The 21,204-nt window shown below is 40.6% G+C and carries 14 protein-coding genes and 1 pseudogene; 12 read left to right on the forward strand and 3 right to left on the reverse strand.

Features of this window, described 5'->3' with window-relative positions:
- Nucleotides 1-102 precede the first annotated feature (102 nt).
- The 4 genes from HWQ39_RS05115 to HWQ39_RS05130 all read left to right on the forward strand — a co-directional run bounded on the left by HWQ39_RS05115 (nucleotide 103) and on the right by HWQ39_RS05130 (nucleotide 4,753).
- On the forward strand, nucleotides 103-945 hold the full coding sequence (locus tag HWQ39_RS05115; RefSeq protein ID WP_292842273.1) for a DUF2382 domain-containing protein: 843 nt from the start codon (nucleotides 103-105) through the stop codon (nucleotides 943-945).
- A gap of 614 nt (nucleotides 946-1,559) precedes the next feature.
- On the forward strand, nucleotides 1,560-2,456 hold the full coding sequence (locus HWQ39_RS05120; RefSeq protein ID WP_292842275.1) for a DUF2382 domain-containing protein: 897 nt from the start codon (nucleotides 1,560-1,562) through the stop codon (nucleotides 2,454-2,456).
- A gap of 223 nt (nucleotides 2,457-2,679) precedes the next feature.
- Nucleotides 2,680-3,570 (forward strand): DUF2382 domain-containing protein, encoded by an 891-nt coding sequence (locus HWQ39_RS05125; RefSeq protein WP_292842277.1) that lies wholly within the window; start codon nucleotides 2,680-2,682, stop codon nucleotides 3,568-3,570.
- 259 nt (nucleotides 3,571-3,829) lie between these two features.
- On the forward strand, nucleotides 3,830-4,753 hold the full coding sequence (locus tag HWQ39_RS05130) for an ion channel (RefSeq protein WP_292842279.1): 924 nt from the start codon (nucleotides 3,830-3,832) through the stop codon (nucleotides 4,751-4,753).
- A 133-nt stretch (nucleotides 4,754-4,886) separates the two neighbouring features.
- Here the strand turns inward: HWQ39_RS05130 and HWQ39_RS05135 are convergent, their stop codons facing one another.
- Complete coding sequence (locus tag HWQ39_RS05135; RefSeq protein ID WP_292842281.1) at nucleotides 4,887-5,081, reverse strand: hypothetical protein; 195 nt, start codon at nucleotides 5,079-5,081, stop codon at nucleotides 4,887-4,889.
- Nucleotides 5,082-5,342: 261 nt separating this feature from the next.
- On the opposite strand from HWQ39_RS05135, the gene HWQ39_RS05140 reads away from it, so the two are divergent.
- Nucleotides 5,343-7,040 carry an alpha/beta hydrolase gene (locus HWQ39_RS05140; protein ID WP_292842283.1) on the forward strand — a complete coding sequence of 566 codons (1,698 nt, stop codon included), beginning with the start codon at nucleotides 5,343-5,345 and terminating at the stop codon, nucleotides 7,038-7,040.
- A 380-nt stretch (nucleotides 7,041-7,420) separates the two neighbouring features.
- Here the strand turns inward: HWQ39_RS05140 and HWQ39_RS05145 are convergent, their stop codons facing one another.
- On the reverse strand, nucleotides 7,421-8,752 hold the full coding sequence (locus tag HWQ39_RS05145; RefSeq protein ID WP_292842285.1) for an HlyD family efflux transporter periplasmic adaptor subunit: 1,332 nt from the start codon (nucleotides 8,750-8,752) through the stop codon (nucleotides 7,421-7,423).
- 1,144 nt (nucleotides 8,753-9,896) lie between these two features.
- On the opposite strand from HWQ39_RS05145, the gene HWQ39_RS05150 reads away from it, so the two are divergent.
- The 6 genes from HWQ39_RS05150 (at nucleotide 9,897) to HWQ39_RS05175 (ending at nucleotide 18,685) form a co-directional block, all read left to right on the forward strand.
- Complete coding sequence (locus tag HWQ39_RS05150) at nucleotides 9,897-10,064, forward strand: hypothetical protein (RefSeq protein WP_292842287.1); 168 nt, start codon at nucleotides 9,897-9,899, stop codon at nucleotides 10,062-10,064.
- A gap of 602 nt (nucleotides 10,065-10,666) precedes the next feature.
- Nucleotides 10,667-12,811, forward strand: a complete 2,145-nt coding sequence (locus HWQ39_RS05155; protein WP_292842289.1) for a peptidase domain-containing ABC transporter — start codon at nucleotides 10,667-10,669, stop codon at nucleotides 12,809-12,811.
- Between the two features lie 1,031 nt (nucleotides 12,812-13,842).
- Complete coding sequence (locus tag HWQ39_RS05160; RefSeq protein WP_292842291.1) at nucleotides 13,843-14,664, forward strand: SDR family NAD(P)-dependent oxidoreductase; 822 nt, start codon at nucleotides 13,843-13,845, stop codon at nucleotides 14,662-14,664.
- 179 nt (nucleotides 14,665-14,843) lie between these two features.
- Entirely contained in the window at nucleotides 14,844-16,340 is a 1,497-nt protein-coding gene (locus HWQ39_RS05165) for a glycosyl hydrolase family 57 (RefSeq protein ID WP_292842293.1), read from the forward strand.
- A gap of 100 nt (nucleotides 16,341-16,440) precedes the next feature.
- Nucleotides 16,441-17,598, forward strand: coding sequence for an FIST N-terminal domain-containing protein (locus tag HWQ39_RS05170; protein WP_292842295.1), 1,158 nt, complete (start codon nucleotides 16,441-16,443; stop codon nucleotides 17,596-17,598).
- Between the two features lie 7 nt (nucleotides 17,599-17,605).
- Nucleotides 17,606-18,685, forward strand: coding sequence for an ATP-binding protein (locus HWQ39_RS05175; RefSeq protein ID WP_292842297.1), 1,080 nt, complete (start codon nucleotides 17,606-17,608; stop codon nucleotides 18,683-18,685).
- Nucleotides 18,686-18,721: 36 nt separating this feature from the next.
- On the opposite strand, the gene HWQ39_RS05180 is transcribed toward HWQ39_RS05175, so the two are convergent.
- Nucleotides 18,722-20,080 (reverse strand): ATP-binding protein, encoded by a 1,359-nt coding sequence (locus HWQ39_RS05180; protein WP_292842299.1) that lies wholly within the window; start codon nucleotides 20,078-20,080, stop codon nucleotides 18,722-18,724.
- A 261-nt stretch (nucleotides 20,081-20,341) separates the two neighbouring features.
- Here HWQ39_RS05180 and HWQ39_RS05185 point away from each other — a divergent pair.
- Nucleotides 20,342-21,092 (forward strand): annotated as a pseudogene (locus HWQ39_RS05185) (Uma2 family endonuclease).
- Nucleotides 21,093-21,204 lie beyond the last annotated feature (112 nt).

Genomic DNA, 21,204 nt, shown 5'->3' on the forward strand with positions numbered 1-21,204 from the left:
TCATCAAATAATTCCATTAAAATCAGTCGCCAGCAGGATGAGACTTAGCACAATATTTTTTATACTGACAAATAAACGTTATATACAACTCAGGAACAGCTTATGCCTATTCACAAACTTGAACATTTTGACCCCAATTATCGAGAAACCTTTGGCGGAGACGATATTAAAGCGCTGGCTCTTTATACTGAGGGAGGAGATAAAGTTGGATCGGTAGCTGATGTTTTAGTTGATGATGATGGTCATTTCCGGTATTTAATTATTGATATCAGCTTAGGTTTGGTTAGTAAGAAAATATTACTACCAATTGGTCTTACCCGGATCAATTATCAAGAAAGACGCGTTTATGTTGATGGGTTAAGTAAACAGCAAATAGATAATTTACCTGATCACAAAGAAGACGCGCTCGTTAATAGCGATTACGAAGAAAATGTACGTAGTGTATTTCGTTCTCCAACCAGCGGTGTAACTTACGATCGGGATAACTATAATTACCAGAAAGAGCCAGCTTTATACGGTTTAAAAGATAACTCCGATCAAACTTTTAAACTTTATGAAGAACGATTAATTGCCAATAAACAGCGCATCAAAACCGGAGAAGTAACAGTTGGAAAGCACATTGAAACAGACATTGCACACGTTACAGTACCTATTCAAAAAGAACGAGTTTTGATTGAGCGAGTTGTGCCAACAGAAGCAGGTAAAGTTATAGATCCCAATGAACTTAAGTTTCAAGAAGGGGAAGTAGCACGCATAGAAGTATACGAAGAAACGCCTGAGATACATAAGGAAGCTTTTTTGCGTGAAGAAGTTAGGATCAAAAAAGTAGTAGAACGGGATACTGTAGAAGCACAAGATACTATTCGTCGAGAAGAGTTGGATGTTGATACAGTGGGTGATTTACATGTGCAAGACAATGGTATCGATGCACATGAAGCTATTTAATTAGCTAGTTCTTGAAGAAGAATTCAGAAGTCATAATCAAGACGCGACTCGAAAATACTCGCTACCGCTGCGCGATCGCAGACTCGCTTATAGCGTTGCCATGCCGTTGGCTGAGCCTCTCGTAGAGAAGGTTTTACGCTGCGCTATCCGCCAGTCATACAGAAAACATTGCTGAATTCTGACTCCTGAATTCTGTTCGATAAATTTGTTTAGTAGGTTTACCTGAAATGATCATATAGGCAAAGTTAATTTTTAATTCTGCCTGTATTTTTCTTATTAAATAACAAAATTACTGAGTTATTGGATAAGGTGGGAATTTTCATATTTCAAAAAAATACATCTTGATAAACTCTCTATTTATAGATTCAAAAGTTTGTAGCAATAAATATAATAATATCTGGCAAATTCCATATATCAAATACTAGACATGTTTTTACAAAGCAAGGAAAAATCATTACGTTTTTGTGTCTCTAGTAGCTACGTTATTAACAATATCTATAACTTTTGATTATTTAAATCTGAAAATAATTCATTCGCCAGAAAGAGGTACAAAAATAAATAAATGTATAGTTTAGTTAGTAAGAGATGAAAAAAAAATATTTGAGGTTAAAAAAATGGTTCTTTACAAACTAGAAGATTTTGAGCCTAGCTACCGTGATACCTTTGAAGGTCATGATATTAAGGGACTGGGTGTCTATACACAAGGGACTGATGAAAAAATTGGTACTGTTAGCGATGTTTTAGTTGATGAAGAAGGTCATTTTCGCTATCTAGTACTTGACTTAGGCTTCTGGATTTTTGGTAAGAAAGTATTACTACCAATTGGTCGTACCCGTATCGATTATGGCGTTGATCGCGTATACACGGTTGGTTTGACTAGAGAACAAGCTGAAAATTTGCCTGAGTTCAATGAGCGTCAAAGCCTTGATTACGACTATGAAGAACGGGTACGTGGGGTATATCGCCAACCCACTGATTACGTTCCTGTAGAAGCTTCAGCAGCATTAGACCCTTTAGCACCACCTGTAGCACCACCTGTAGCACCATTGCCTACAACTCCCAGTCAGTCCCGTGATAGTTACACTTACGAAAATGAGCCTTCTTTATACGGGTTAAATGAGCAAGATCATCAAACTCTAAGATTGTATGAAGAACGGCTGATTGCCAGTAAACGACGCCAAAAAACTGGAGAAGTAACTATTGGCAAACATGTTGAGACTGATACTGCACGGGTTGCAGTGCCAGTAGAAAGAGAAAGAGTTGTGATTGAACGTGTAACTCCAGCAGATGCGGGTACGGCTGTTTCTGGGCGTGAAGCAGACTTCCGTGAAGGCGAAGTTGCTCGCATAGAAATCCACGAAGAAACTGCTGATGTTCGCAAGGAAGCATTTTTACGTGAAGAAGTCAGAGTTAGAAAAGTGGTCGATCAAGACACGGTTGAAACTCAAGAAACCGTGCGTCGTGAAGAGTTAGATGTGAATTCTGGTAATCTTCCAGTTGAAGAGCGCTAATTAAATATAGTCATTAGTTATTGACTAATGGCTAGTAATTAATCCTATAGGGTGCAGGTGAGGCTGTTGAATTAGCTTTGCCTGTGCTTGTAATAGCAAATATCACTCTGGATATAGGTTGGATAAATGCAGCGATCGCAAACTTTTTCTATGTCTAAATAGTATCTAGGGCATTAATAGATTTTAATTTAGCTAATTAGAAAGCATTTCGTAAACTTTGTAGATGAATCGCCAACAGATGGCAAAAAATATTGTACAGGTAAACGGTAACTCTCGTATTAGCTCCTCTCTGGCAGATTTAAAACAGAGGGTGAAAAATTTTGCTGTGTTTGATAAGCAAGGTCAGCTAGTAGGAGTAGTTCATGATTTAATTGTGGATGCTCATCGTCGGCTCAACTTAGTTATATCTAAGCAGGCAAATCAACAAACTGGAGAATATGGTCAGCAGTTAGCTGATAAACATCTTTCTTTATTTCGGTTGCAGAGCCAGAGAATAAAAAAAATCGACAAGCCAACTAAATCTGTTTTCATAGACTTAAACAAATCAGAAATTGAGTATATGCCTGAATATTTAGAAACACAAACACCAGGCGATAGTATCTCAACTGAGCAAGTAGCTAATAATCAAATTATCAATAGGCCAGTTGAACCACTGAATTTAGAACAGGTTACTGAAGAACAGATTATTCGTCTACTAGAAGAACGACTAGTTGTTGAGAGCAGTAAGCGTAAAGTCGGTGAGGTAATTGTTCGCAAAGTAATTGAAACCCGGATGGTACAAGTTCCTGTCCGGTATGAAAAGCTGATTGTGGAGCAAATTAGCCCAGAACACAAACAACTTGCAGAAATTGATTTAGAGCAAGGAGAAATTACTGGCGTTGATTTGACCGAAGTAGAAAAAGTTGAGGTTACACATTTTGACAACGGTTTAACGGTAAGTGGCGAATTTAGCTCGCCTAAAATTGCTAATTTATTGCTGAATGCGATCGCACTAGAGCGAAATCACGGCTGTAAGCAGGTGCGTGTTACCATTGCTGTTGAAGATGAGTCGCACCAAAAAAAATACCAAGAGTGGTTTGACCGCTGTTCTAAAGGTCAATCACTAAAGCAATAACAATAAGTTTCTAGCAGATAAATTAGTAGGGTGGGCAATGTCCACCCTATTTTTTTTGCTGATTTAAGAAAACAAAGGTGAAGTTTCTATTCCCTTGCGGGTAATTTTAACTAGGAATTGGGGATTGAGATCCCAAGCAAATCTTAAAATAATTTCTTTCCCAGTCCCCAGTCCCCGCTCCCTAATTATCTAGAGTGAATGTCTCTAAAGCAACTTAATTTACAATACTAAGCAGTTGCCGTTCTTGTAGCTACTTGCAATGAAATTTCGACTCAAGAGACTTTCACGTAAGAAACGACAGCATTTGATCCCACCTATTCAGATTCATGTTCAAGATGGAAAATTTGAGATTATGGGTATGGGTGCATGGCATTCCTACTGGCGCGATCCCTATCATCTGCTGCTAACGATTCCCTGGATTGGCTTTATAATCCTGATTTGTACTTTCTATATAACTATTAATGCTCTATTTGCCCTAGCTTACTTGATCGGAGGAGATTGTATTGCCAACGCCCGACCTGGCTCTTTTTTAGATGTCTTTTTCTTTAGCGTGCAAACCCTAGCATCTATTGGCTATGGGGCAATGTATCCGAAAACAACTTACGCTAACATTATTGTCACCATTGAAGCAATGATCGGTTTGGTGGGAATTGCTGTGATGACAGGACTAGCGTTTGCTCGATTCTCCCGACCTACAGCCCGTGTGGTCTTTAGCCGTGTTGCTGTCATTACACCTCATAATGCGATGCCGACTCTCATATTTCGCAGCGCTAATAAGCGTCGCAATATAATTCTGGAGGCGCAGATGCGAGTCTACTTAATGCGCGACGAAGTAACCCTAGAAGGGCAGTTTATCCGTCGGTTCCACGATCTCAAACTGCTGACGAACCAAACACCTAGCTTCACGTTAAGCTGGTCAGTGATGCATGTCATTGATGAGTTTAGTCCTCTATATGGGATGACACCAGAATCCTTAACCCAGACAAATACTATTCTGATCGTCTCTTTGAGTGGCCTTGATGAAACGGTTTCACAGGTCGTCCATGCCCGTCATACTTATGGTGCTAATGAGATTTTGTGGAACAGTCAATTTGCCGATATCTTCCACCACACACCCGATGGACATCGCTACATTGATTACAACCGTTTCCACGATGTTTTACCTTTAGATTTAGAGGAATGAAATTTATCGAACACAATTCAGGAGTCAGAATTAAGAATGAATTTTGACCGAAAAACCGGATAGCGCAGCGGTAGCGAGTATTTTCTAGTCGAGCTGAATTCTGACTCCTGAATTCAGGAGTCAGAATTCTTCTTCAATCGGAACTTTGATTGAGTTGTGGTTCTAAGGGTTTAACAACTACCCGACCATTTTCAACAACAGTGCAAGTTTTAACCACGCTCTTGCTGTGGTTAACTGGCACATCCTGGTACTGGTTTTGGTGGGAGATATTTTGCTCTTGTTGTTGGTTGAGGACGACAACACAACAAGCACAGGAGGCGAAGGACATATAAAATATTTTGATCTCTATATCTATTATCGCTCTACTGATGCTATTTGGCGCAAAAATCTGTTACTGATATGTTTTGATAATTTAATACATCCCAAAATTTAGTTGAGTACCGATTATTGCGTATGTGCGAAACTATGGATGCAAGTACTTGCTTTCTTGTGCTTGTAACCTGTGCAAACAGGAAAGCGGTTATAGATCCCGCCCCGCTTTCCTCTCTGTCCAAACTTGTTTGGCAGGGTTAGACAGTGGGTTATTCTAATGAAAAAATTTTTGAGATATCTCGGTTTAGGTTTGCTATCTACGTTCTTAACTGCTACTCCCGGATTGGGAGCTGAACGCATTAGCTTTTTTTATCCTCCCTTCGGTGACTTTTCACTATCCGTGGACTCGCTGGAAACCTTTGCGAAAGTTGGCAAAATCGATCAAGATTTTTCATTTTATGCTAATCGTGCTACTCCTGAACAACTCGCTCAACTGCGGGATCTACTCCAGCAACGCTTTAATATCACTCCTACATTAGTATCTCAAGTTACCTACTCACCTATAGGCGAGCAGTTGGTGAAACAACTAGGAAGATTACTTCTCACTGAGTCTCGAAAGAATGGCTTCTATGCCATACGTGCCTCTTTGATTTTGGCTGCTGCCGATCGCGAGGGTTTAACGGTTGTGAATTTACTGCGGAAATTTCCGAGCAATACTATCCGGGTGAATTTCACGGAGGGGTTAAGGATAGTCGATGACTTGTCACAATTGATCAAAAGAAAGGATGAGGTTTTTGCCTCTCTTCACAAAGAAGCGATCGCTCAAGCAGCCACTTCCAACATTGACTTCTCCAAACAACCAGATTTGCGATCGCCAGGAAAATTCACCTGGCAGAAAAAAAGCCTGGAGTTAAATGACATTTCTCGCTCACGCCGTCTACCTGTGGATATCTATCTGCCGTCAGCAGGTTCACAAAGTACTAAAGAACTTTCCTCACCTCCTTTTCCCCTGATTGTAATTTCTCATGGACTTGCATCAGACCGCTCTACCTTTGTCTATCTGGCTGAACATCTAGCATCTTATGGTTTTGCCGTTGCGGTACTAGAACACCCTGGTAGTAATGCCGAACGCTTTCAGCAATATTTTGCAGGTTTGGCAGGGCCCCCAGATGCAGCAGAATTTATCAACCGACCTTTGGATATCAAATATCTACTCAATGAACTCCAGCGTCTAGATAAGTCCGATCCCACCCTCCAGGGAAAACTCAATTTTCAGCAAGTTGGGGCGATCGGTCAGTCCTTTGGTGGTTATACTGTCTTGACTCTAGCAGGAGCCAATATTAACTTTGAGCAACTAAGGCAAGATTGTAATCCCGATAACTCATCCTTTAATTTGTCACTGTTTTTGCAGTGTCAAGCAACTGATTTACCCCCAAAGAATTACGAACTCAAAGACGATCGCATCAAGGCCATCATTGCGATTAATCCCATTGACAGTTCAGTTTTAGGTCAGGGGGGAATCAGTCAAATTAAAATTCCCGTCATGCTGGTAGCAGGTAGTCAAGATGTTTTCGCACCACCCGTCTTTGAGCAAATTCGCCCCTTTACTTGGCTTTCTGACTCTAATAAGTACCTGGCTTTAATCGAAAACGCCACACACTTTTCAGCGATCGCCGAACCTACTGCTCAAAACGATGTCTTACCTGTACCACCTGCCTTGCTAGGCCCCGATCGTGCTGCTGTTTATTCCTATCTCAACGCCCTCAGCGTCGCTTTTTTAGAAACCCATCTCCTCAACCGCCCTGAATACCGTTCCTATTTGCAGCCTTCCTACGGCACATTTATCAGTAAAGAGCCTCTGAATCTCAGTCTTCTACAGTCTTTGTCGGTAGATCAGTTCCGTCAAATTTGGAGTGGGCCAACTCCCCAGGCAAGCAAACTATCAAATCCTCAACCTACTCCTACACTCCGTTAGTTATAGTGATAGAACTTACGCTTGGTTAAGGTTTTTTGATGAAAATCATAGATTATAAAGACATGATATAGCGGTTCCTACTCAGATGCGGTAAAAAATTAGATCGCAAGGTATAAGGGCAATTCATGTAGACGCGTACCCCTGCGGGGAAGCAAGCTACGCAAAGCATCTTGTCGAGTTAACAGCTTCACGCAGGGTACATTGGTGTCAACTTAACGCAAAACCGATCGTCCGCCGGGAATTCAAATTCCTGCCTCATAGCTAAAGTCATCTGAAGATGACTAAATATCGCCAAAAATCTCCAGTCTACTTCAGTAGACTTAAGCTATTAGCCAGATAATTTATTCTCTGGCGGGCTGGTATGGAATAGAGCAAGGAGCCTACAAATCTGTTAGCAGCCTTGCTTTTCTCAAAATAAATGTCAGTACGGTTTCTTTTTTAGAGATGATATCAGATGTGACTTCCATCCCTGCTTGAATGGAATAGGGTTTATCGCCCTTTTTTAAATAAAGTCTCTCTGGCTCAATTGTCACCTCATAGTAAGGCGCAATTGGATTGCCGTTACTTTGAGATGTAATAGCGTCGGCGGTTATAGCTCTGATAGCACCTTTGAGGATGCCGTAATCTGGGTAGGGATAAGCAGAAAACCGCATTTGTACCTCCCCTTCCGGACATTTTGTGACTTGTACGACTTTACACACCTGCACTTTGCTAATATCAGAAGCGGCAACACGGGCTTTGATGACAAGAGGACCCATACTAGGAGCAATTTGAGCGATCGCATCCCCAATCCGCACAACTTGCCCAGGATTTCTTAATTCTAGTTTCAGGATAGTACCTGCCTCTGAAGTCTGAATTATAGTTTTTTGCAGTTCTGTAGAGAGTTGTTTTAGCTCTTCTTGAGCGCTGCTGATTTGATTTTGAACTTCTACTTGACGCCCAATAAGTTCTTGTCTTTCTTTGTTCAATGCCGCTAGAGTAGAATCACCCTTTGCCCGTTCTTGAGCAATGCGTTCTTGAGCGATCTCCACATTTGCATTACTGGGGTTGAGTCCAGTTTTGATCCGTTCTAATCTTGCAAGTGCTGCTTTAAAAGCTTGTTCTTTTTCTTTAATCTGGAGAGTGGCGATCGCTCCAGTATCAGCTAGCTGCTGATATCGGGTCAGTTCCTCTCTCGCTAACTCCACAGAGGCTTCTACTTCTTCCACTTCTGCCTTAGTCGTAATTAGCTTGTCTTTATATTCCCGTTGATTACGACTCAGATCAGCTTGCGCCGAGATAATCGCCCGCCCCATCGAATTGGACTCAGCTGTAATCTGAGTCTGTAGCGCTCTTAGTTGGGCATCGATTTGCGTTCTTTGTAAATGATTCTGCCGGATAGTTCCGGCAATTTGGCTTTTTTTACTTTGTAATTGGGCGTCGTAGAGCAGTGCAATCTCATCTCCCCTTTTCACAACTTGATTTTCTTTCACCCTAATGCTTCTAACCGTTCCCTCTGCTGCTGCTTGCACTAACCTTATTTCTCCCGTTGGACGGACAGTACCATCTGCTTTCACTACTATGTTGTATTGAATGACACTTGCAAGGCTGAAGGCAGCGCCAACACTTCCAATTAAAAATATCCCTCCCAGCCATGTCCAGCTGCTAATCGGAGGAAGATATTCGTCGCTTTCAACTGGGCGGAGAAAGTCCGGTTGGGGGTCAATAAGCATGAAATTTAAAAAACATTTTGGTTGTGCAAACAATCTAGGAAAAACTAGCTAGTGCAAGAAGGTAGTCGCTATGAACTTCTTACAATACCAAATCTCAAAATGCTGAGTAAGATTTATCTATATATATAGATGTTTATTTATTGAACGAGCATTTTCAATTTAGGAGCCTGTTTTCTAAATCTACATAAGTAAAAATACTCGGAGGTTAGCGAGCTACTTGATTTCACCATACTCCACGCAGGCGGGCTTTGTTTGTATAGCTAAACCAGTGCGACTTCCAGTCATTCGCTGCTCTAGTGCTTCGTTCAAATTTCTTAACCAGAGAACGCGAATGCCTCCCCAAGCAGCCCCTAGATTCATCAAGCGAAAATCAGGCTTTCTGATTTTTACTTGGTGAAAATTTTAGAATAGTCCTAATAAGCAAGATATAGCCTAAGTGTAAATAACAGCTAGCGCTTTTTACTAAAAAGACCAAATCTTTATAATTTCCTTCTAAAATTTCACCATTTCTTTATTTAGTTGTCAAAAGTTTCTATAATAGAAAAAACACCTTTCTTTTCTCTTCTAATTAATAAGTATTTAAGCGAGTTTAAAAGCGTTCCTATGACGATATTTTATACTCTTTTAAGGTTTGTTTGTATTAGTAAAATTAAAAATGAGTTTTGTTTACGTGATAATACGTAGTACAGAAAAGCAAAATAAAACTTATTGAGTTATCTAAACTTGTTTCTTAAGAATTTGTATAACAAAATACTATTTAATTTATTTTTTACTGCTTCTTAAGGGATTTAACGCTTACCACTAGTATTAATACGTAATAATAGTTCCTTCTTTGTATGTAATATATAACTTTAAGCTACTAAATTTACACAAATTTTACTTATACAATTATGACCATAAAGTTCTATCCCTTCAAATAGAATAAAGCTTATACTTTCTCCAAAAAATAGTATTAATATTGGCTCAGTAGTATCCTTGTTAAGGATTTGTAATACATATTTCTTCAAAAAACAGTTGTTTTATCAAGCTAGTTCACCCATATAATGTTCCTAACGGCACAGAAAAACCCATAAATATGCTTTTTGTATTTATGAGTTTGGTGTGACGTTATCTAAATCCCAACAATCAAGTGAGAACTAAAAACATGCAAAGCACACTATTTACCGAGTTAACCGTCAGCGAAGAAGCTAACCTCTCTGGTGGCAAGAGCAATAAAGTCGTGGTTAAAAACATCAAGGGTGGTACGGTTAAAGATGTTACTAACACTACGAGTGCAGATGTCATCATAGGTGATATTACTGTAGACGACTAGGAGAAGAGTGAAATAGGGAAAAATATGAGGTTTAGTAGAAGGGAAATAATAAACGTAAAGACACGATTAACCGCGTCTTTACGCAGGATAGAAGTTCACGGCTTAAATAATTCACCTGTTGACGCAGGTTAAATTACTTTGGCGTGTAGCTTAATAGCTAATTGACTTAATCCATTAGGAGCTATTAGCTATTTGTTTATCGAAGTCAACTCTAACATACGTTTATTACTACCCACCTACTTTTCCCACCTTTTTCAACAAACTTAACAAAGTCTTATTGGCGCTTGCCTACTAGCAACTGCCAATAAGGCTTCACTTAAGCTTTTCCCTCAAGATGTTCACCACGTTTGAGTAGTCGTAAAGATAAGTAAGGATAATAAAAGTTGATACACCCTGTATCAACTTTTATTTAATAAAGCGAATTTAAGATAACTAACGTAAGTTGCTGGTTACAGCTTTCTGAGCATCAAAATCCGATATTTTGTCTAAGTATTAAAACCATAGTACGACTTAACTACGGGCTAAATTTTTAACCATGCAGGGATAAGACCCTGCTATTTTTTTGGGTTTTGTCACAATGTTATTGGATATTGGAGTGCGAAATGAAATACCAAGTTGTTGCACAACATAGTGAAGAAGATTGTGGAGCTGCTTGTCTTGCTTCTATTGCTAAACATTATCAGCGCAACTTTACACTAAATCACATCCGAGAAGCGGTAGGTACAGGGCAATTAGGAACAACATTGTTGGGATTGAGGCGGGGAGCCGAGGCCCTGGGTTTTAATGCACGTTCAGTCAGAGCGTCAAATGAAATATTAGACCAGATGAACCAAGCGCCATTGCCAGCAATTATTCACTGGCGAGGTACTCACTGGGTTGTTTTGTATGGTCAAAAAGGTAAGAAATATATAGTAGCCGACCCAGCATTTAACATCCGTTATGTCTCTAAAAAAGAATTAATGGAGGCTTGGTCAGATAAAGTGATGCTTTTACTCGAGCCTGATTCGGTTCGCTTTTATGCTCAACCCGATGATAAGATAGACGGCTTTGGGCGTTTTATGCGGCGTGTATTGCCTTATCGAAGCATACTATTCGAGGCTTTTCTCTGCGCTTTAGTTATCGGTCTGCTTTCATTAGCTTCTCCCATTTTGCTCCAAATTCTTACGGATGATGTATTAGTCCGGGGTGACACCCAGCTTCTTGCTGCTGTGATTATTGCCGTTGTGGCGATGAATCTTGTGTCAAGCAGTCTGCAACTAGTTCAATATAACCTGATTGCCCATTTTGCCCAGCGGCTTGAGTTAGGATTAATTCTAGAATTTGCCAGGACAATCCTGCGGTTGCCTTTGACTTACTATGAATCGCGTCGCAGTGGCGAGATTGTGAGCAGATTGCAAGATATTCAACAAATTAATCAACTAATTTCTCAAGCAGTTATTAGTCTACCAAGCCAATTATTTATTGCAGCAGTTTCTTTAGGTTTCATGCTGTTCTATAGTTGGAAACTTACCTTAATTGGTGTGATTATTGCAATTATAATGAGTTTGTCTACAATTGTTTTTCTGCCTACACTTCAACAAAAAATCAGAGGAGTATTAGTTTTAGATGCAGAAAACCAAGGTGTTCTCGTTGAAAGCTTTAAAGGCGCTCTGACACTCAAAACTACTACCGCTGCTCCCCAATTTTGGGAAGAATTTCAGAACCGATTTGGTCGTTTAGCAAATCAAACATTTCGCACAATTCAAATTGGAATTATTAATGGTATCTTCTCTCGGTTAGTTTCTAATATTGGCAGCATTAGTCTAATTGGTTTCGGCAGCATCCTGGTTATTAGTAAAGAACTTAGCATCGGTCAACTGCTCGCATTTAGCGGGATGAATAATAATTTTTTAGGATTCATTGGAACTACGCTCAACTTTATAGATGAATTCACTCGTGCCCAAACTGCTACGCAGCGCTTAACAGAAGTTATCGATTCTACACCGGAAAATCAAGGCGATACTAAAAAACCTTTTACGAAGATTCTTAGCAATGCTGATATTAGTTGTACAAATCTCAACTTTCACTACCCTGGGAGGCTAGAGTTACTGGAAGATTTTTCCCTAACTATTCCTGGTGGTAAAGTTATTGCCCTAGTTGGTACATCCGGCTGTGGAAAAAGTTCTCTGGCTAAACTGATTGCAGGTTTATATATACCTAATTCTGGTAACATTCGTATTGGGATTTATAATCTGCAAGACTTAGCCCTTGATTGTTTGCGACAACAAGTAGTCCTTGTTCCACAAGATGCTCATTTTTGGAGTCGCTCTATTATTGAAAACTTTCGGTTAGGTTCTCCTCACGCCACCTTTGAGCAGATTGTCGCCGCTTGTCAAATTGCTGAGGCAGACGATTTTATTAGTAAACTACCTGAAAAATATCAAACTGTATTGGGTGAATTTGGCTCAAATATTTCTGGTGGACAACGGCAAAGATTAGCTATAGCAAGAGCCATCATCAACGATCCACCAGTCCTGATTTTAGATGAATCAACGGCTGGACTCGATCCTGTTAGTGAAGTTCAAGTTTTGAATCAGTTATTGTTCCATCGCCAAGGCAAAACTACGATTCTGATTAGTCACCGTCCGAGAGTAATTGCTCGTGCTGATTGGATTGTGCTACTAAATCAAGGGAAATTACAAATTCAGGGGACTGTGGAAGATTTGCGTGCCCAACCAGGAAACCATTTAGACTTTTTAAACCCTTGATTAAGCTGATGCGCTTTTTTATAGCATTTTTCAGCTATTTACAACTTAGACAGGGAGTAGTGGCGTGGCAAGGCTAACAGAAAAGGCCTAGGGAAAATACCCTGCGGGAAGCCCTCCGGGTGACGCTCATAACGTCGCTAACGCTGCGCTAACAGCAGTCGCTCATGGGAGAAACCCCCAAGACCGCGCTGCTTCACCGCTTTGCGTCTACATGAATTGTCCCTACAAAGGGTTTCAGGTAATGCATATTTAATTTTCGCTCCTATGTCTATGTCTATTAGCTTACTTACAGTTTTAACTAGAGCAATCTTATTTGAAAATCTTAGATCCCCGACTTATCTAATAAGTCGGGGATCGTATTGTTCTCGAATGATTTAAGTTTGCAATAAAACAATATGCTTGGTGCTAGCCATAAAAACCTTAATCTGCAAAGATAGAAATCAGAGACCTTGAGATCAAATAAATCAGTAAATATACTGCTGCAAGGCTGCAAAATAGCTGAAATACCTAAGTATTGCAACCATAAGCCAAAACACTATATGTCTTTTTTGTTTCTAAGCGAGAATTAGGTGTCATAATTTCTCAAAATCAGGCTATTTGTCAGGAAAGAGAGATATTTGTACTGAGGGATTTATAAAAACTTATCTAATAAAATCTTTTATATATATACTTGTCGTTAAGAAGTATTAAGAAATTCTTATTAAAAAATATTGCACTACCTTGATTTAATTGCTAACGTGTGTATGACAACGATGCTGATAGAACGCTCGGATCTAGGAGAAATAAAATCTATGAGCTATACCCATTCAGCCAAGTGTGTTAGGCTTTGACGGGTTAAAAACGAGAGATTTCTGCCTCATATAGACAACTATGAGTGATTGCAGATTAACTAAGAAATATCTCGTTGTTAAAGGCTTGGTTTCAGTTTGATTATTTGTCTTACTTTGTGCCGACAAGCAAGTAGCTCTTGCTTGTGTGTATCGGTAATAACGAAGAGTTTGGTAAGACTTAAATTTTAGAGGATAAAACCAATGGAGATTCAAGGTAAAGTTGCCCTAATTACAGGGGCTTCGCGTGGAATTGGACGGGCGATCGCTCTCGAATTAGCGCAACAAGGCATCAAGCGACTGATATTGGTAGCACGCGATCGCCGCAAGTTATTGGAGGTAGCCAAGGAAATTGAGGCGATGGGTACGGAAGCTGCGATCGTGGACTTAGATTTGACACAGACAATTGAAGTAAATATCGCTGTTGCCCAACTATGGCGCAATTACGGACAGATTCACCTGCTGGTTAATTGTGCGGGAGTCGCATACCAAAGCTCATTTTTGCAATCTAAAATGTCCCAAGTTCAAGAAGAACTCTCGGTGAACTTGTTAGGAATGTACAACCTCACTAGTTTGATTGCTCGACGCATGGCTAGCCAAAGACAAGGGACAATTGTCAATGTATCGAGCCTGATGGGGAAAGTGGCTGCACCAACGATGGCGACATACTCAGCAACCAAGTTTGCCATCTTAGGATTTACCCAAGCCTTGCGCCAAGAACTAGCTGAACACAATATTCGCGTCATTGCATTACTGCCTTCTCTGACAGATACAGACATGGTGCGCGACTTAAAATTATTTCGCTGGGTGATCCCCATGACTCCGCAGCAAGTGGCTAAAGCACTCGTCACCGGAATGCGAAATGATTCAGCAGAAATTTTAGTCGGATGGCAAAGTCATTTAGCCGTGTTGTGTCAACGCCTCGCCCCTTGGTTGTTAGAGCTAATTTTACGAATAGCAACACCGCCAGCACCAAGAAGACAACGGCTGATTGAAAAACTGATCCCTTCGCGTAGCGTCTCGTAGGAAGGGGAGACACCGAGAGCGATCGCTGACCAAAGAGGCAGGGGAGAAAGATTCGCTTGAATTATAGAGATATTGGCGACTACAAGGCGATCGCAGTTTGCATCAATACATAAAGTTGCAGATCAGAAATTGCTGTGCGATCGCATAATTAGACATACCTTGTTTCGGAGCAACCAGAAATGCTTTCCTTCCCCACAACTCTGACTCCTTTGCCCGAAATCATTGATGGCTTACCGAATATTTCTGGTTGGGAAACAGAGGTTCTCTCTGTGGTTAACCACGATCGACCAGTATTTTTACCAACAACGAATATCCGCTTAGAAGACGTAAATGCTGTGTTTGCGATCGCTTTACACATGCACCAGCCAACTATACCTGCTGGAAATAGCGGTACACTGATCAGCAATCTGCAATATATGTTTGAACATCCTCATGAAGGGGATAATCACAATGCAGATCCTTTTGCCCATTGTTACAGCCGCATGGCAGACTTGATCCCCGAACTCGTCAGTCAAGGTTGCAATCCCCGTGTAATGTTGGATTACTCTGGTAATCTTCTCTGGGGACTACGGCAAATGGGACGCGGTGATGTTCTCGATAATCTGAAACGGATTACTGGGGATCGCACCTATCAACCTTATGTAGAGTGGCTGGGTACAACGTGGAGCCATGCAGTTATTCCGTCCACACCCATAGCAGATATTAAATTGCAGATCGTTGCATGGCAACATCACTTTGCGGCAATTTTTGGCTGGGAAGCGCTAGCGCGAGTCAAAGGATTTTCGCCGCCAGAAATGCACCTACCAAATCACCCCGACGCTCTCTTTGAATTTGTAAAAGCGCTGAAAGAATGTGGATATCGCTGGCTACTTGTTCAAGAACATTCTGTAGAAACTCTTACGGGTCAATCTCTTACTCATAAACATTTACCACATCGTCTAATTGCCCGTAATTCTCAAGGTGAAACCATTAGTATCACAGCTTTAATTAAAACCCAAGGTTCCGATACTAAATTAGTTGCACAAATGCAGCCTTATTATGAAGCCAAAACATTATCCAAACAACAAATTGGCAGTGTATTTGTGCCACCAATAGTTAGCCAAATTGGCGATGGCGAAAATGGCGGCGTGATGATGAATGAATTTCCTAGCGCTTTTAAACAAGCTTGGGGGGATATGGTAAATAACGGCGGAGGAAAATCAGGTGTAGTTGGTATGTGTGGTACAGAATATTTAGAATTAATCGAAGCAGCGGGATGCAAACCTGAAGATTATCCAACTTGTCAACCAGTGGGACAACATCAAATTTGGGAGCGAGTTTCACCAGAAAATAATCAACCGGAAGCTGTAGAGAATGCGATTCAAGAATTAAAGCAAACAAACTCTAATTTTCATCTGGATGGAGCCTCATGGACAAATCATATCAGTTGGGTAAAAGGATATGAAAATGTGTTGTCTCCGATGTATCAGTTAAGTAGTTTATTCCATCAGAAGTTTGATCCATTGCTGCAAACTGACTCAGCAGAAGCTATCACAAAACAATCTCAATACCGTAACGTTCTTCTACATAACCTTTTGCTGCAAACCAGTTGTTTTCGTTATTGGGGACAAGGCGCTTGGACTGATCACGCGCGGGAAATTTACCAACGTGGCGAAAATTTATTGCAGATGAATTGAGATTTAGTTCAAGTAAGTGGGAAGTCTAAGTGTAGGTTGCTGGGTGCTGAGATTCCAATTGGATCAGCTACCCGGTCTTTAAACTTACAATGAGGTAGTTGTGTTTCGAGTTGTTGTTGGCCATAGCGACGATCCTGACTCTCAAAATGCGATCGCTGAAGTTCTTCAAAAATGTAGCCGTTCTCTTGCCGACTTCCTTCCCCAAGCTGGAGTTTTATTCACTGCTATAGATTTTGACCATGCGTTAATTTTGCAACGCATCCAAGATGCTTTTCCTGGAATTGAGTTGATTGGTGGAACTACAAATGGAGAAATCTCTTCAATTCTGGAGTTTCAGCAAGATTCTCTGACCTTAATGCTGTTTGCTAGCGATGAAGTGGAAATTCACTCAGGTATTGGCCGAGGAGTATCCAAAAATCCAGCCCTTGTAGCCCAAGAAGCGATCGCCCAAGCTCAGGCAAAAAGTACATCTGTACCACAATTGTGCCTTACCTTCCCCGATAGTCTAACCAGCAATGGGGTTTTAATTTTAGAAGGTTTAAAACAAAGCCTGGGAGAACATATTCCCATCATTGGGGGAATGACTGCCGATGACTACACCTTTGACAAAACCTACCAATTCTTCCAAGGTGAAGTATTGAGTGATTCAGTTCCAGTGCTGCTATTCTCTGGAAGACTACTATTTTCTCACGGAGTTGCCTGTGGTTGGAATCCCATTAGTCAACGTAGCCGTGTAACTAAAGTGGATGGTAACGTCGTCTATGAAATTGATGGACAGCGTGCCTTAGATTTCTATCGGCATTATCTCGGTGAAGAAAGATTTGCGTCCAATTATGCCATCTATGCTCTGGCAGTTTTTGAGGATCGAGATCATTTCTATTTACGGGCACCCAATGGCTACGATCAACAGTCTGGTAGCGTGAAGTTCTTCTTAGATATTCCTGAACAGGCAATTGTGCAAATCACCGATACAACTCGTGACAATATTCTGTCCGCTTCTGAAACATCTTTGAAAAATGCTCTTACCGATTATCCTGGTGTGGAGCCAACAGCAGCATTACTTATTTCTTGTGCAGCCCGTCGGCGAATTCTGGGAACTTTAGCAAGAGTTGAATATCAGCTTGTCAAAACTCATTTACCAAAGGCATTACCTTGTTGTGGTTTTTATGCTTATGGTGAAATTGCTCCTATAGTGGGTGGAGGTCAAACCCAAATTCATAATAAAACGTTTGTAACCCTGTTAATAGGGACAAAATGAGTAGTGTATGGATAACCAAGACAATTCCATACAGATCCAAGAGTTGGAAAAAACAAACCGTATCTTGCGGAAAAAGCTCGAACGCAGCGAAAATGAACGCCGCCAGCTAGAAATTGACATTGAAACAAAGGAGTTTTTACTTAAGAAAGTCATTTGTGAGTTAGAAGACTCTCAAATAGACTTGCAGCAAAGAGGTCAAGAGTTAGAAAATACCTTAGATAGTTTGCATAAAATGCAGGCTCAAATAATTCAAAGCGAAAAGATGTCTGCCCTTGGTCAAATGGTGGCTGGGATTGCTCATGAAATCAACAATCCCGTTAGCTTTATTTATGGAAATCTCAGCTATATCAGCCAATACACTCATGACTTATTACGACTTGTCCAACTTTATCACCGTTACGTCCCTAACCCACCTGCTGAAATTCAGACCGAACGCAAAATCATCGATTTAGAGTTTCTAGAAAAAGACGCAATTATGGTATTGCACTCAATGAATATCGGGACGGAGCGGATTCGAGAGATTGTGCTGTCACTGCGTAACTTCTCGCGCCTAGATGAAACTGAGTGCAAAGCGGTGGATATTCATGAAGGCATCGACAATACTTTGATGATTTTGCAGCACCGCCTGAAAGCCACTGATAAAAGCCCAGGGGTTCAAATTATCAGAGAATACGGCAATTTATCTCATGTAGAGTGCTACGCCGGTCAGCTAAACCAAGTGTTTATGAATATTCTAGTAAATGCGCTCGATGCTCTTGAAGAATTCAATGCCAAACGAACTTATCAGGAAATCCGCGATCAGCCCAGTTTGATCGCGATTTGTACCTCAGTCGTTGATTTGCAATGGGTAAAAATTGCGATCGCAGACAATGGCTCTGGAATTCCTGAATCGATTCAAAAACAGATTTTTAACCCCTTCTTCACAACCAAACCTGTTGGAAAGGGGACAGGAATGGGCATGGCTATCAGCTATCAAATCATCACCGAAAAACATCGCGGTAAGTTAGAATTTTTTTCGACACCTGGAAAAGGAACGGAGTTTGTGATTCAAATTCCTATCCAGCAGGAAGGTTGGCCAGTAATATAACACAACTTTAATTCGTAATTCGTAATTTAGAATTAATCAAACTAAAGGCAATAAAATTTCAAATTTCGTACCTATATCAATCTGTGAATCAAAACTCAATTTACCGCCATGTCTCACAGTAATAATTCGATAACTTAATGCTAAACTAGTATTTTTACCATTCTTTGTATCAAAAGAAAAAGACTCTGTGATTTGCTGTTGTAATTCTTCAGACATTCCAGAACCATTGTCTGCAATACGAATTAAAACCCAGCGAGAATCTGGTGCATCTGGATTACTTGCTTCTTGTGATATAACTTGTGTGGTAATCTCAATTCGCGGTTTTTGAACAGTCTTTGTCTCTTCTAAATGTAACTGTTGTCGCACTGCGTCGTTGAGTAAAGTATCCACAACTTCGCTTAAAATATTCATCAAAACTTGGTTTAATTGCCCCATAAAGCAATAGACTGGGGGCAATTGTCCATAGTATTTGACTATTTCAATTTCTCCTTGAAGACGGCTATTAATTAATAAAATAATACTATCTATACAGGCGTGTAAATCTACTGGCTTCGGATAAAGCTCATCAATGTGACAGAAGTTTTGTAAGCTAGTAACTAGTTTTTTTAATCTTTCCGCTCCCGTGCGAATACTGGCAAGCGATCGCGACAAATCTTGCTCTAAAAAATCAAACTCAATCTCTTCTTTAATTTGATTAATTGCCGGAGGAACTGATGGTAACTCTCGATCGTAAGCTGCTATAAGTTTGAGTAAATCTTGACTGTAGTTTGAAACGTAAATGATGTTACCCCAAATAAAACCCACTGGGTCTAAAATTTCGTGGGCTACACCGTCTACCAAACGCCCCAAGTTTGCCATTTTATCATTTTGAATCATTTGGGCTTGACTGCGTTCATACCGGATCAGATTGTCGATTCCCCGAATTTGCCAAGAAATAATATTCACTTCTTGGACATCTAACAATTTATAAGCACCAGATTCGGTTTGTACTACAATTGGTTCTGCTAATAATTCTGGCGATCGCTTTAGGCTAAGTTGCATTGTTGTTAAAATGGATGTTGTATCAGCAACTAGCAAAATCGGTGTCCGCGCATAGCTGTAGAGAACAGCTAATGATTGCTGAACAAATAACTCTTGTCCGAATGGGCGAATCAAAAATTCGAGCAATCGCCGCCGCGAAATCATCCCAATAAACTGTCCCTGTTCTACCAAAATTACTCCTGGTAGCAGGGGATATTTTTCCAAAAAACTAGCCACTTCCATACCAGTGTGGCTAATTTCCACCGAGAAATTATACATTGGTAGTTCTTGGAGGGTTGAATCTAAACCAAGATCGCGATCGCTACCAAGAGACAAAAATGGCGGTGAGATTTGGCTACTGAATTCTTCTCGCACTAGACACCCTAATTTTTTAAAAGACAGGTAAACAATAAGTTAATATTTTACATTCTGCCACCCTCAAAATTCGGTTCCAGTTTAGGTATCTAATAATACTAATTGTCTATCAAGCTGAAAATTGTTCTCAAGCAATTGGAAGTCATTGGCGTGCGATTTATAATCTGGGAAGAGAATATTTAGAAAGCGATGTCTACGACGGGCTACGCCTACGCAAGCTAAACTAAAAATAACCTTTACGAAGAGTGCAAAGGTAGCGTTATGACCTCTGTAATCAATCCACTCAACGCCCTCACTCCTTTCCCTTTCCCGGATCATACTCAACTTCCTGAGTCCAATGGTACTTTTGTGTTCGCGGAGCGTGCCGGAGGCAAAAATTGGCAAGAGCATCCCCAAAGCATCCTACTAACTGACTGACTCAATTACACCCCTCCTTAAGCAATTAAATCCTGAAGGTGAATACTGTATAGGGCAAGACTTAGGGATTTACTGGCGGTTGACTGATCCCCTTGAAAAAGGCGCAGAAGCACCAGATTGGTTTTATGTACCGAATGTACCATTTTTGCTCAATGGACAAACGCGACGTTCTTATGTGTTGTGGCGAGAGTTTATTGCCCCATTGATTGTTTTAGAATTTGTCTCTGGGGACGGTAGTGAAGAACGGGATAAAACTCCATTGAAGGGTAAATTTTGGATTTATGAGCAGGTGATTCGTCCTGCCTTCTACGGCATTTATGAAGCGAGTAAAGCCAGCCTAGAAGTTTATCATCTAATTGAAGGACAGTATCAGATATTACCAGCAAATGAACGAGGACATTATCCCATAGTTGCTTTGGGTGTTGAATTAGGTTTATGGCTAGGAGTTTATCAGAATGTGGAATTACCCTGGCTGCGTTGGTGGGATTTAGAAGGTAATTTGTTGTTGAGTGGGGATGAAAGAGCAGAACAGGAATCTCAAAGAGCCGATCGCCTAGCTGCCCAATTGCGTAGACGCAAAGCGGCTTGTCGTTAGACATCGCTCGGCGTTGAACCAGAAACCTGATATCCTATTACGAATTACGAATTAAAAAAGGGCTGGTGTAAAAGAGTTATCTGTGGCTTAATTTGTTTAGACACAAATTTTT

The organism is Nostoc sp. NMS8, from assembly GCF_017115045.1.
Lineage (GTDB): Bacteria > Cyanobacteriota > Cyanobacteriia > Cyanobacteriales > Nostocaceae > Nostoc.